Origin of the sequence: Flavobacterium sp. NPDC079362 (assembly GCF_050267765.1) — a bacterium.
Classification (GTDB): Bacteria; Bacteroidota; Bacteroidia; order Flavobacteriales; family Flavobacteriaceae; genus Flavobacterium; species Flavobacterium azizsancarii.
Map to the genome: position 1 here is coordinate 166962 of NZ_JBNNFM010000001.1, position 13839 is coordinate 180800.

Annotated in this window: 11 protein-coding genes; 6 read left to right on the forward strand and 5 right to left on the reverse strand. The window is 34.8% G+C overall.

The features are described from left to right. Positions 1-157 precede the first annotated feature (157 nt). The gene (locus tag ACQKCJ_RS00740) at positions 158-535 is read right to left on the reverse strand and encodes a GxxExxY protein (RefSeq protein ID WP_271336722.1); all 378 of its coding nucleotides are present in this window, start codon (positions 533-535) and stop codon (positions 158-160) included. A gap of 258 nt (positions 536-793) precedes the next feature. Here ACQKCJ_RS00740 and ACQKCJ_RS00745 point away from each other — a divergent pair, with 258 nt between their 5' ends. Next, entirely contained in the window at positions 794-1573 is a 780-nt protein-coding gene (locus tag ACQKCJ_RS00745) for a lysophospholipid acyltransferase family protein (RefSeq protein ID WP_271336721.1), read from the forward strand. A gap of 567 nt (positions 1574-2140) precedes the next feature. Here ACQKCJ_RS00745 and recA read toward each other — a convergent pair. The 4 genes from recA to ACQKCJ_RS00765 form a co-directional block, all read right to left on the reverse strand. Then, on the reverse strand, positions 2141-3148 hold the full coding sequence (gene recA / locus ACQKCJ_RS00750) for a recombinase RecA (protein ID WP_271336747.1): 1008 nt from the start codon (positions 3146-3148) through the stop codon (positions 2141-2143). Between the two features lie 159 nt (positions 3149-3307). Further along, positions 3308-3817, reverse strand: a complete 510-nt coding sequence (locus tag ACQKCJ_RS00755) for an acyl-CoA thioesterase (protein WP_427401146.1) — start codon at positions 3815-3817, stop codon at positions 3308-3310. Between the two features lie 111 nt (positions 3818-3928). Then, complete coding sequence (locus tag ACQKCJ_RS00760; protein ID WP_427401147.1) at positions 3929-4315, reverse strand: DoxX family protein; 387 nt, start codon at positions 4313-4315, stop codon at positions 3929-3931. 7 nt (positions 4316-4322) lie between these two features. Then, positions 4323-5471, reverse strand: a complete 1149-nt coding sequence (locus ACQKCJ_RS00765; protein ID WP_271336719.1) for an ATP-binding protein — start codon at positions 5469-5471, stop codon at positions 4323-4325. A gap of 431 nt (positions 5472-5902) precedes the next feature. Between ACQKCJ_RS00765 and ACQKCJ_RS00770 the strand changes: the two genes are divergently transcribed. The 5 genes from ACQKCJ_RS00770 to ACQKCJ_RS00790 all read left to right on the forward strand — a co-directional run bounded on the left by ACQKCJ_RS00770 (position 5903) and on the right by ACQKCJ_RS00790 (position 13795). Further along, positions 5903-6355, forward strand: a complete 453-nt coding sequence (locus ACQKCJ_RS00770; RefSeq protein WP_072957537.1) for a hypothetical protein — start codon at positions 5903-5905, stop codon at positions 6353-6355. 180 nt (positions 6356-6535) lie between these two features. Beyond that, positions 6536-7828: a hypothetical protein gene (locus tag ACQKCJ_RS00775; protein ID WP_427401148.1), complete on the forward strand. Its 1293-nt coding sequence runs from the start codon at positions 6536-6538 to the stop codon at positions 7826-7828. A gap of 102 nt (positions 7829-7930) precedes the next feature. After that, positions 7931-8350 (forward strand): hypothetical protein, encoded by a 420-nt coding sequence (locus ACQKCJ_RS00780; protein WP_427401149.1) that lies wholly within the window; start codon positions 7931-7933, stop codon positions 8348-8350. Beyond that, on the forward strand, positions 8347-9801 hold the full coding sequence (gene sprC / locus ACQKCJ_RS00785) for a gliding motility protein SprC (RefSeq protein ID WP_427401150.1): 1455 nt from the start codon (positions 8347-8349) through the stop codon (positions 9799-9801). The genes ACQKCJ_RS00780 and sprC overlap by 4 nt, the downstream gene beginning before the upstream one ends. Position 9802: 1 nt before the next feature. Then, positions 9803-13795 carry a PorP/SprF family type IX secretion system membrane protein gene (locus tag ACQKCJ_RS00790; RefSeq protein WP_427401151.1) on the forward strand — a complete coding sequence of 1331 codons (3993 nt, stop codon included), beginning with the start codon at positions 9803-9805 and terminating at the stop codon, positions 13793-13795. The last annotated feature ends 44 nt before the right edge of the window (positions 13796-13839 follow it).

Genomic DNA, 13839 nt, shown 5'->3' on the forward strand with positions numbered 1-13839 from the left:
TTTTTTACCGCAAACTGTGTAATTTTTTTTAACTTCAAAAATTATGAGTATTGTTTTTCTTTTAATAATCGGTTTTTTTACCGCAGAGTTCACAAAGTTTTTTCGCAAAGTTCACAAAGTTTTTGAGAAAGTTTTTTGAAGTTCACTAAGCTGGATTTTATAAATTATTGACAACCCTTCTAATTCCGTTTTTTAAGAGAGTTTCGTTGAAGTTTATGAGTAAACCTAGTTTGTAATTGCCAAGTTTTAAATACGTTAAAGTTTGTGCTAAGTGATTTACGGTAAGAGATTCTACGCTTTTAATTTCGATGACAAATTTGTTTTCTACCAGAATATCAATCCTGTAGCCACAATCTAATTGAACTTCTTCAAAAATTAATGGCATTGTCTTTTCTTTTTCAACTAGAAGCCCACGTTGTTTAATTTTATAGAATAAACATTCTTGATAGGCATTTTCCAGTAAGCCGGGTCCTAAAATTTTATGAATTTCAATCGCAAGTCCAATTATAATATTTGATATTTCGTTTTCTGTCATAAATTTTAAAAACAGTAAATTTAATAATTATTTTCTTGTTTTTTTTATTGTTTTATAAAAGCAAAGTTGCTAAATTTTTTATTAGAACAAAATTTGCATACAGCTTTGTGAACTCATTATTTGCAATTAGCAGTTTACATTTCCTTCTTTCCTTTGCGAAAAAACTTTATGAACTTTGCGGTAAAAAAAGCGTACTGTATTATTTACACCATAAATTCTTTTTGTATAATTCATTTCTGTTTTCTTACATTTGAAACCATGAAAGGAATAAAGATTATTTTTTGGGTTTTATGGCGTGTTTGGTTTTATGTTTTAATGGCCATCCCGATATTGATTATGCTGCCGTTTTTACTGATTTCTATTATTTCAGAGAGTGGTTATCCCTATTTCTTTAGAATGGCCCGCATTTGGGCTAAATTTATCCTTTTCGGGATGGGTTTCTATTATAAAGTCGAACGTCAACAGAAACTGATCAAGAATAAAAGTTATATGATAGTGGCAAATCACACTTCAATGACAGATATTATGCTGATGTTGGCAGTGGTTCGAAATCCTTTCGTATTTGTTGGGAAAAAAGAACTTTCGAAGATTCCCTTATTCGGATTTTTTTATAAAAGGACCTGTATTTTAGTAGATAGAAACTCTTCAAGAAGTAAAAATGAAGTTTTCAAAAGAGCACAAGACAGATTGAATCAGGGACTTAGTATTTGTATTTTTCCAGAAGGAGGTGTTCCTGATGACGAAACTGTTTTATTGGATGAATTTAAAGATGGTGCTTTTCGATTAGCAATTGAACACCAAATTCCAATTGTGCCCATTGTTTTTGCCGATAATAAAGAACGATTCTCTTATACTTTCATGAGTGGAAGCCCCGGAAAAATGCGCGTGAAAATATTACCTTTCGTAGAAACAAACGGATTAACAAGTGAAAACAGAAAAACACTTCGAGATGAAGTTAGACAACTGATTTATAAAGGACTATTAGAATTCAAGAAGAAGAAAGAATATAGAAGAAAGAATATTGAAGAAAGAATATAGAGGAAAGAATATAGAAGATAAAAACCCGACAAATTTTGAAAAATTGTCGGGTTTTCTTTTGAATTAAAATCCCCCATTTTTATTCAGTAAATACTATCTGTGAATTATTTTTTCTGAAATAAATCGCAATACTTTTTTAAATTTTAATTTGGTTTTTCTACGGTTTTTACTGTACAACACTTCTATTTTTTCTTTCATGGTTAAAAATATTAACGGTTGATAATAAAGAGTTTGGTTAAAACTCAAGTTAACGTCACAATATAATAGAGAGTAAGAAACCAAAAAGGTTGCGCTGAAAAATGTTTTTTTTTAAAGAAAATGAAATAAAAAATCCGTTAGTATAAAAACTAACGGATTTCTAGTGAATAAACAACCAAATTTATCCTAAAAAAAACTTCAGAATGGCATTATTGCTAATACCAAATCTAATGTCTGTTTAGTAGATGAAGTTAGTTTGAAATGGTTGCGTCTTTTTTATTATTATTTATGAAATAAAAAACCCGACAGATCTAAAAATCTATCGGGTTTGATGAACAATAAGCAAGTAAAATACTCGCTATTATAGTTTTAAGCGTTTGCTAATTCTTTGATATGCGCTTTGATTTTAAGTTCTAATTCATCTGCTAATTCCGGATTATCTTTGATTAAAGATTTTACAGCATCACGACCTTGTCCTAATTTTGTATCTCCGTAGCTAAACCATGATCCTGCTTTTTTAACGATTTCAAATTCAACCGCTAAATCAAGAATTTCTCCGGTTTTAGAAACTCCTTCTCCATACATAATGTCGAATTCGGCAGTTTTAAAAGGCGGAGCCACTTTATTTTTAACCACTTTTACTTTAGTTCTGTTTCCAATAACATTGTCACCGTCTTTAATTTGTGAAGAACGACGAATATCTAAACGCACAGATGCGTAGAATTTCAATGCATTACCACCCGTTGTAGTTTCAGGATTACCAAACATTACACCAATTTTCTCTCTCAACTGGTTGATGAAGAAAACAGTACAATTTGTTTTACTGATAGTTCCGGTTAGTTTTCTTAATGCCTGTGACATTAAACGTGCGTGAAGACCCATTTTTGAATCTCCCATTTCACCTTCGATTTCACTTTTTGGAGTCAATGCAGCAACAGAGTCAATTACAACAATGTCAATTGCTCCCGAACGAATCAAATTCTCAGCAATTTCTAAAGCTTGTTCTCCATTGTCTGGTTGAGATATGATTAAGTTTTCGATATCTACACCTAATTTTTCGGCATAATTTCTATCAAAAGCATGTTCAGCATCTATAAAAGCAGCAATACCACCCGCTTTTTGAGCTTCTGCAATTGCATGTAATGTCAAAGTAGTCTTTCCAGAAGATTCCGGACCGTATATTTCGATAATTCTTCCTCTTGGGTAACCATTAACTCCAAGAGCTAAATCAACACCAAGAGAACCTGAAGAAATTGTTTCAACTTCTACGATGGCTTTGTCGCCCATTTTCATTACAGTTCCTTTTCCGTAAGTCTTATCTAATTTGTCAAGCGTAAGTTGTAGCGCTTTTAATTTGGCTTCTTTCTCTGAACTCATCTCTTTTTTTTCTTTTTCTTTCATGTAAATTTTTATAATTTATTCTCAAAAACAAACCAGAAATGATAACTTACTGATTTAGATTTGTATCAGGCTTGTAAGTTTGTAAAATTAGTTCTTTTTTTGAAGTTTAATTGTCTCAAATTGTAACAAATTGTACTATAGAAACAAAGCCTTTAATTCTGTTGCTTCTGATGGTTTTATTTTGCCCGCGAGTAATAAACTTAATTGTTTACGACGTAAAGCAGCATCAAATCGTTGTATTTCCAACTCAGTTTCCGGTGCAGTTGGCGGAACTTCAACAGGTCTTCCGCTATCATCAACGGCAACAAAAGTATAAATGGCTTCGTTGGCTTTGGTTCTGCTTCCGGATTCACGGTCTTCTACCCAAACATCGATAAAAACTTCCATAGAACTTTTAAAAGATCTGGAAACCTTTGCTTCTATCGTAACTACGGCTCCAAGCGGAATAGCCCTGTTAAAAGCAACGTGATTTACAGATGCTGTAACTACAATTCGGCGTGAATGTCTGCGGGCGGCAATACTTGCTGCGCGATCCATACGGGCCAATAATTCACCTCCAAAAAGGTTATTCAAAGGATTTGTTTCGCTCGGTAAAACTAAATCGGTTAAAATAGTTAGGGATTCTGAAGGGTGTTTAGGGTTCATTTTTTTCACAGTAAAATTTTAATTCGTTGTCCGCATAAAGCAAACAAATTCTTTTTCGCCTGCTTTTAAGATTTTGATTAGAAAAATCATTAAAAGCCAATGCCTATTTTTTTAATTCAGCCAATAAACCGCCATAACGGCCGGGATAAAGTAAATTACAATTGTTCTTGCGCCGTCGTAATCCTTAGCTAATCTTTGTCCAAATAACATCATTAACAAACAAATACAAGAGAAAACTGCTCCGTAAAATCCAAATTCACGGCCACTGTTGGTTAATAATTGTATTGCGCCAACCACGCACAAAATTCCGGAAATTAATTCTAAAACTAAAAGATGGAACAAAGCAAGTGGAACTTGATTTTTTAAAGGCGTTTTGGCAAAATGCCCTTTAAGCCATTCAACATTATCTTTCCAATAAAAGATTTTTTCATATCCTGATTGTAAGAACGTTAATGCTAAAAATGCTAAAAGTAAAATGGAGGCAACATTAGTATTCATTTGAAAATTATTTTTTATGAATTAAACGAGTCAGTTTTATAGATAAATCGGTCAAAATTATTTTAGCATTTCCATTTCTTTCAATGTGATACAGGGCATCTGAAAGCTCCTTGAAAATTTCGTGAATATTATTGCCGTTTACAAAAGGGGCAAAATTTTCCAGTTTAAATTTTTCGACTTTAGGTTCTATATAAACTAAAGCAGGTGCCTCATAATTGAGTAAAAGTGCCTGGCGAAACATTTCGATACAAAATTGTATGAATTTTTTCTGGCTTTCACGGCCCAGACCTGCAATTTCTTCACTCCAGGATATTAAGTCCTGAATAGCAGCTGCATTTCCTTTGGCTCTAAAAGCGGCACGAACCCAATTAACAAACCATTGTTCAAAAGGATATTCAGAATCGTCTTCTTTTAAAAGATGTAATGCTTTACTGAAATTTCCCTGTGCCTGATGTGCTATTTTTTTAGCTAAATTCGAATCTGTATTTTCTTGGGAAACTAATGCTTCAGCAATTACTTTTTCGGGTAAGCCGTTAAAGTGAATAACCTGACAACGAGAACGTATCGTTTGTATTATGTCTTCTTCATTTTCAGAAATCAGTATAAATATTGTTTTATCTGATGGTTCTTCTAATAATTTTAAAAGCTTATTTGAGGCGGCGATATTCATTTTATCAGCCATCCAGATTATCATTATTTTATAACCGCCTTCGTATGATTTTAACGAGAGGGATTTTAAAACTTCTGTTGCATCTTCGACACGAATTTCACCTTGTTTGTTTTGTACGCCTAAAATTTTGTACCAGTCAAATAAACCTCCATAAGGCATTTCCTGAATAAATGTGCGCCAGTCCTGAATGAAGTCTAAACTTTTTGGTTTTGTTTTTACATCTTCAGTTGTAACTGTTGGATAAATAAAATGTAAATCGGGATGCGAGAGGTTTTGAAACTTCAAATTGCAGGAATCGTTTCCGTTTGAGTTTTCATCTCCTGTATTGTTACACAAAATATATTGCGCATAAGCTATTGCCGTTGATAATGTGCCACTTCCTTCCGGCCCAATGAATAATTGTGCGTGTGGAATTCGCCCGGAAGATGCACTTTTTATCAAGTGACTTTTGATGTAATCCTGACCTAAAATTTGAGAAAATTGCATGAAGCAAAGATAGAAGAAAATGATATAGTCAAAAATTTTAGGGAAAAAGTTTATTGGCTGCTATTTATTTATGTTGGAATACAGTTTTTTTGCTTAATTTTTTGTGGTTTGTCAACGAACTTTTGTTAATAACAAGAGTAAATCGAGTAGATATCAATAGTTTTTTGTTAATAGTTTTTTCAGAAAAACGCTAAACGTAAGGTTATTTTGGTTATTAATATATAATAATTTTGATCTTTAGTAAGTAATAACTTATGGATTTTATTTTAAGATTTTTAACAAAAAAGCCGTTAAAACGCACATTTTCTCGACATAGCGCTGGTTTTTAAGGTTTTTTTAAGGTTTTTTTTTGAAAAAAGAAATCAATAAAGTTGCAATTTGAGTTAATTTATATATTTTTGTTTTCATCAATAACCTATTAATAAGAATCTATGAAAGGGAAAATTATTTTATTTAGTGCACTTTTTATATTGACAACCGGGGCAATCTCAGCTCAGGCTAAAAATGCTCCTAGAAGTATAATTAGTACAACGGCTCTTATTCGTAAATATCACGATCAAAAAGAATTGAGTGGTATGCAAAAAGGAGAACTTTTAGAATTATACATTGAGCGTATTAAAGTTTTAGTAAAAACCCTCCCTTACATTGCTTTGGTTACTAAGCCAGGAGTTACGATGGCAGACTTAGGTATTCCGGACGATAACGAACACAAAAAAGTATTAGATGCTCAGGCTGTTGGTACAAATACATTTTTGGATACAACAGTAGAGTTTCAAAGAAAAATGATGCCGTATTCTGATAAAGGAAACTTAATTGCAGCAATTTTATTTTACGAAAGCACATTAAAATCGTTACATGAGTTCAACGAATTGAACGAAATGTAATTAAAAATATATTTTATAAAACCTTTTTTGAAGTGTTTACGTAAATGGATTGATTTTACGTGGCATTTTGAGAAGAGACAAAAGCAACTCGTCCTCGATGTGTTCTGACAAAATCAGAAAACCCGAGATGAGTTTTTTACGCATACCCAAATTTATTATTAACCGTAATACCCCCTTATCATGAAAAAAATTACTCAAATGATCTGCGTTCTTTTGACAGTCACTACTATGAGTGCTCAGCAAGAGAAAGGAATTATGGGCTACAACAACTGGTTGAATAACTGGACAGAATTTAAGCCTAACAAAATTGAATATGGAGAAGCAAATCAAATCTTAGCAGGAAATATTTCTGTTAATACAAAATTGCTGAAGAGGAATATTTATGTTTTGCAAGGTAATGTTTATGTGACCAACAATGCTGTTTTAACAATTGAGCCAGGAACTTTGATTATTGGTGATTTCGAAACTAAAGGAACATTGGTAGTTACAAAAGGTGCACAACTTATTGCTGATGGTTTAGAGACTGACCCTATTGTATTTACTTCAAACCGCAGCCAGAAAAAAGCTGGAGACTGGGGTGGAGTTGTAATTCTTGGTGATGCTCCAATTAATAAATTTGGAAATATTGGTTCTTATAATTTAGATCTTGACCCGTCACTTACTACTTACGGAGGTGATAATATTGCTGCAAACTCAGGAATCTTAAGATTTGTGAGAATCGAATTTGCAGGTAAAAGAGTTAAGGGATCAGATACTTTCAACGCTTTAACTTTAGCAGGTATTGGAAACAAAACAATACTTGAAAACATTATGGTAAGCTACGCTGGTGGTGATTCATTTGGTTTCTTGGGTGGAGATGTAAATGCAACAAAATTTGTTTCTTATAAATCTATCAACGACGATTTTAAATTTTCGCAAGGAGTTCAATGTCGTTTCTACAATTCTCTTGCAGTTAGATCTTCTTACTTCTCAAGTACTAAAGACGGATCTCGTTGTATGGAAGTAAAATCATACGAAAAGAAAAGCGAAACTGATTTTACTAAAAAACAAACATTAGTTGTTGCTACTAATATTACAATGCTTAATGACAGTGAAAACATCAATGCTGATATTCAGGCAGGTTTAGTAAAAGAAGCAGTTTATGTTGCTGAAAATGCTTCTCTTGAAATGAAAAGAAGTGTAATTTCGGGATTTAATCCGGCAGTTTTATTAGACAGTAAAACAGAAATTAACGATGCCAATCTTAAAAAAATCAAATTTGAAGAAATGTATTTTAACCTATGTAAAGGAAATATCTTTACGGAATACAATTCTAACAACGAAGATTTAGAGAGCTGGTATGGAAATAGTGTTTTCTTCAATGTCTATTCTCAAAGCAGTAACAGAGAAACATTCATTGATATCTTCAATGCAAAAAAACCAGATTTCAGACTACAATTAGGAAAAATCACTGCTTCAAGCGGAAACAGATAATAGATTTAGATTTTTATTTCAAAACGTAAATTTTATTAATAAAGTCCCCAGACACAATTTATGTATTCGTCTTAAACCGGACCAAATAAAGATCAAGACATAATGGCTCAATCAACGAAAAAATATTTTTTAAATATTATATTTTTGGTTTCACCTATTGCGTTAAGTCTATATGCACAAAGTTCAATAGAAAAGCCTACAGTTTCTATTAGCACTATTTGTGGTATGACGGCGTCAAATAACCAAAAGAATGGCACAGCTGATAATAGTAGTATTATTAGCAAATTAGAGAATTCTAATCAGTTTCTAGCAAGGCTGTCCAACCCCAAGGATAGCCTTCCTATTGCAACTGGAGAGAATGATCGGGTAACTTCAAACTGTGAAGAAAATAATTCTATAGCGGCTTCATATTCACTTCTTGCAAAAGATATAATTGAAAACTATAGATATGATTTTTCTGAAACGTTTATCGACATTTTGTTTTTTGAGAATATAGATCTGGCCCGAAAACGCACTATATGATTCAAAAAATTACCCCAAAAAATACCACATTTATTATTATTTTATTTAGCATTTTATTCTTTGCTAAATCAAGTACGTATGCACAGGTCAAATCGATAAATCCACAGGTTTTGGATTTTGACAGAATCTGTGCAGGACCTGCTGGTAACGAATATAATGCAACATTTACTTACGCCGGATTTCCTGTTGAAACAGTTTTTGTGGTTGAGCTTTCGACTAACAATTTTGTAGATATAATTACTGCAAAAACAATTTCAGTAGCAGATCCTGCAACTAACCAAAAGAGAATACTTTTTTCAGTTCCTACTGATCTTCCGGGATCTGATACTTATAGTCTTAGAGTTTCTACTACAGGTTTTTCAAGTAGTAAGTTTGTTTCTTTTGGATTTAAGAATTCTTTTCCAATTTATTATAGAGCACATGACAGACAATATACTATAAATAATTTTAGTGGTAGTGCCGCATTTTGTACAGGTGGCAGTTATGTGTTGACTATAGATGATGAAATTAAAAATCCTGATTCACCATTAAAATATAAATTTCTAAACTATAACTGGTACAGAGATAATGGTACAACTACACTTCCCACTCTTGTTGCAGGAGCTTCAGGACCAAGTTATACTGTAACTTCTCCAGGAATTTATTATGTAGAAACTAATTACGGTACCTGTACTTCTGAGTCCTATTCAAATCGTGTAACTGTGACATCAGCAGCCTCCGGGTCAGCAGTGACAATCAATTCAAGTTTAGGAAATCCATTTTGTTCAAGTGTCAATGGTACTGTTTTGACAGCAACTTCTGGAAATAGTTACGTTTGGAAGAAAGATGGAACTGTAATTACAGGTGCCACTAATCGTACTTATTCTACAAACGAATCAGGAGTGTATTCCGTTGATGTCGATTTTGGCGGTTGTAAAGCAACAGGATCAATTGATCTTAAAAGCAATGGTTTTACTGCTAGTATAGATGTAGCAGATGAGTTTCAACTTGATGAAGGAGAAACTTTAAACGTTACTGTTACAACAGATGCTGCAAATCCAACTTATGAGTGGTATTTAAACAATAATCTTATTTCAGGCGCAACAACAGATTCTTATTTAGTTGCAGCTATTGGTACTTATAAAGTAAAAATTTCACAATCTTCGGGTTGTATTTCTTCTAAAGAATTTATTTTTCAGGCTAAAGGAAAAGCAGGCCCGTCTTCAGTTATTCCAAACATAATTAGTCTGAGCGGTGCCAGTCCGTATTGGAATATCCCGGATGAATACAAAAATGCAAATACCAAGGTTATGATTATAAGTTCGAATGGCGATATGGTCCTTGATGTTAATAATTATCAGGGAGACTGGCCTCAAACTTCAATAAATTTTAAAAATGTAAATCCGGTATATTACTATGTCATTAAAGGCGACGCAGGTGAGAAAAAAGGATCAATAACTGTGATACGATAATATGAAGAAAATTTTACTATTCATCACTTTATTTTACGGTTTTTCAAATACACTCTATTCACAGACAGCTGAGGATGGAGTTGTTTCGTTTTCATTACCTATAAGAAATTCTTTAAAGTTCAATAGATATTTAATTAATCCTACGTTTAGTTTTGTTCGCGAAACAAATCCTTACGCTAGCTTTTATAATAAAAGACAATGGGTACAATTTGAGAATGCACCCAATACTTATTTAGCCAATTATTCAAGTCGTTTTAGAGAAAATGAAGCGTTTGCCTTTGGTCTGTTTCAACAGAATTATGGTGTAATGACCGTTTTTGGCGGAATAGGAAATTTTGCTCATAATATCGTTTTAGAACAAGACAGTAATTTGACCTTTGGTATGAACGTTGGTATTTACCAAAGTGGTTTAAACAAAGGAAAAATTATATCTGATGATGCAAATCTATTAAATGGCGATTATCCTTCACACACTTTATTAACGGTTAATCCTGGTATTAACTACGGAACAGCATTTCTTGATTTTGGAGTTTCTGTAAACAACTTAATTCTTTACAATTTCGGATCCGGAATTGTAAAAGAAGATCCTGAAAGAGCCATCGAATTGCATGCTATGTACACAGGATACCTTGATAGCTATGGTTTTTTTGACAGAAGTAAATTTTCAGGAATTGTAAAGACAGAAATCAAACAGGACAAAACCGTTATTTCAGGACTTGCCATGATTGCTATTCCGCAAGGAGTTTGGGCACAGGCAGGTTATAATACATTATATGGAGTTTCTGCAGGTTTAGGTATTAATATCTCACCAAGTATAGCTATCGAATATAACTATGAAAGAGGAATGGGCAACTTTACTAATATGGGAGGTTCTCACGAATTTACAATTGCATATAGATTCAAAAGCAAAAATTATTATTACGGTGATGATGAAGAAGGTTCTTTGATAGATCCAGCGAAGCCAAAAGCAGTAATGGCTAAACCAAAAAGTGCACCAGTAACAAGAGTAAGCGGCACAGAAACTGCAAGACTTGCTGCTGAAGCTAAAGCTAAAGCAGATGCCGAAGCAATTAAAATAAGACTGGCCGCTGCAGAAAAAGTGAAGGCTGATGCTGAAGCTGCTGCAAAAGCAAAACTATTAGCAGATAATAAAGCCAAAGCAGATGCCGAAGCCTTAAAAATAAAACTGGCTGCAGATGCAAAAGCCAAGGCTGATGCAACGAGAGCACAAACAGCAACGACAAACAGAGCAGTTGCTACAGAACAAAAAACACAAGCGCAATTGACTGCAGATAAAGCGAGAGCTGATGCAGAGGCACGCAGAATAAAATTGGCTGCAGATAATAAAGCAAGAGTAGATGCCGCAGCCGCTGCAAGAATGCAAGCCGCTGCTGCAAATAAACCAGCCGTTGTAACTCAAAAAACTCAGGCACAATTGGCGGCTGATAAGGCAAAAGCTGATGCTGAAGCATTGAGAACTAAATTAGCCGCTGATAAAGCTAAAGCTGATGCCGCGGCAGCAGCAAAAGCTAAAACTACATCAGTTGCAGTACCACAAAAAACACAAGCTGAGTTAGCAGCTGACAAAGCGAAAGCTGACGCCGAAGCATTGAAAATTAAGCTAGCCGCAGATGCCAAAGCCAAAGCCGATGCCGAAGCTGCTGCTAAAGCAAAATTAGAAGCAGATAATAAAGCGAACGCTGATGCTGAAGCATTAAAAATAAAATTAGCTGCCGATGCTAAAGCCAAAGCCGACGCTGCAGAAGCAAAACGTAAAGCAGATGCGAAAGCGAAAGCAGAAGCCGCAGATTTACAATCGATTTTAGCCGCTGATGCAAAAGCCAAAGCAGATTCAGATGCTTATCAGGCGAGATTAGCTGCCGAAGCTAAAGCTGCTGCTGCTGCTGCTGCAAAAACTAAAGCCAGTATAGATGCTGCTGCAAAAGCAAAATTAGCTGCAGATGCCAAAGCAAAAGCTGCTGAAGATGCTGCCTTAAAAGAAAAATTAGCTGCAGATGCAAAAGCTAAGGCCGATGCTGAAGCAAGAGAAGCAAGAATAGCTGCGGATACAAAAGCGAAAGCCGATGCTGAAGCTGCTGCTAGAGCAAAATTAGCTGCTGATGCAAAAGCGAAGGCAGATGCAGAAGCTTTACAGGCAAAACTCGTTGCAGATGCAAAAGCGAAAGTCGATGCTGAAGCATTGCAGGCAAGGTTAGCTGCCGACGCCAAAGCTAAAGCTGATGCAGAAGCCTTGCAGGCAAAACTAGCCGCAGACGCAAAAGCTAAAGCGGATATGGAAGCTCTACAAGCAAAACTAATTGCAGACGCAAGGGTTAAAGCAGATGCGGAAGCAACTGCAAAAGCAAAGGCCGATGCTGAAGCGAAACAATTGCAAGAAGCGGAGGAGGCACGTTTAGCTAAACTAGCTGCTGATAACAAAGCGAAAGCCGATGCTGAAGCTTTACAAGCAAAATTAGCCGCAGATGCAAAAGCAAAAGCGGATGCTCAGGCTTTACAAGTAAAATTAGCTGCAGATGCAAAAGCAAAAGCGGATGCAGAAGCATTGCAAGCAAAATTAGCCGCAGATGCAAAAGCCAAAACTGATGCTCAAGTATTACAAGCAAAACTAGCTTCTGATGCGAAAGCAAAAGCTGATGCAGAAGCATTGCAAGCAAAATTAGCTGTTGATGCAAAAGCAAAAGCCGATGCTCAGGCACTTCAGGCAAAATTAGCTGCCGATGCAAAAGCGAAAGCCGATGCAGAAGCACAAGCTAAATTAGATGCTGATAAAAAAGCCAAAGCCGATGCTCAGGCACTTCAGACAAAATTAGCTGCCGATGCAAAAGCGAAAGCAGATGCAGAAGCACAAGCTAAATTAGATGCTGATGCAAAAGCCAAAGCAGATATGCAGGCAGCTCAGTCCAAATTACTGGCAGACCAAAGAGCAAAAGCCGATGCAGAAGCTACCGAAAAACTAAAAGCTGAAGAAGAAATAAGACAATTGCGATTAGCAGAAGAGGCACGTGAAGCGAAACTGCTTGGTGATGCCAAAGCTAAAGCCGATGCTGAAGCGCTACAAGCTAAATTAGCCGCAGATGCACTTGCAAAAGCAGCTTCATCACCAAAAGACGATACTGCTAAAGCGATAGAAGATTTAACACTGTCTATTGAAAGTTCGACTAAAAATCAAAAAGATTTATTATCACAGTTTAATACAACCGTGGCCAATAAACAAAGAGATTTGAATGACTTAAGAGAAGAGAATGATTTAAGTGAAAAAGGAATTTATAAAGAGCCTAAACCTTTCAAAAGCGTTGCAGCAGAAAATAGTCAGCTAGAAGCTTTAAAAGCACAACTTGCTGATGCAAATAGAATGCAAAAAGAGGAAATCGCTAAGTTGACTAATTTATATAACGAAAGACTTAAGAAATTCCCGAATAAAAATGACGCTTTAAATAAAGCATATCTGGATAAGATCAATCAATTAAAAGCGGCACAATTAAAAATGGAGCAGGATAGTGCTGTTTTACTTTCGAATTTAGAACGAATTAAAGCAGAAACTGAAATTGAGAAAAAACGTAGAATCAAACGTGCAGCTTATGAAAATGATCAGGGAAGATATGCGCAGGACGTTGCAGCTCTTAAACGTATAAAAGAAACGACTAAAATTAGTAGTACACCATTAACAGCAAGCGATTTTGATTTTGGTGAAGACCAATCGAATATGCAGATTATCAAGAATATTAAAAACTCTGATAATGGTTATTATCTAATTATTGCTGTTCACAACAGTGTCGAAAAACGCGATCAGTTCCTGACTAAAGCAGTTGCTGCAGGACGAACAGATGTTAATTTCTTTTACAACGTAACAACAAGTAAGTATTACATCTATTACGAGAAATTCGAAGGTTTACCAGAAGCAACTAAGGCATTAGAAGCAAAAGGAACCAAGCCATACAACGGGAAAATGGCGATCGTAAAAGTCGAGAATTAATAAAAATTAAGAGTAAAGCCGATCTTTCTTTTTTAAGAAGGATC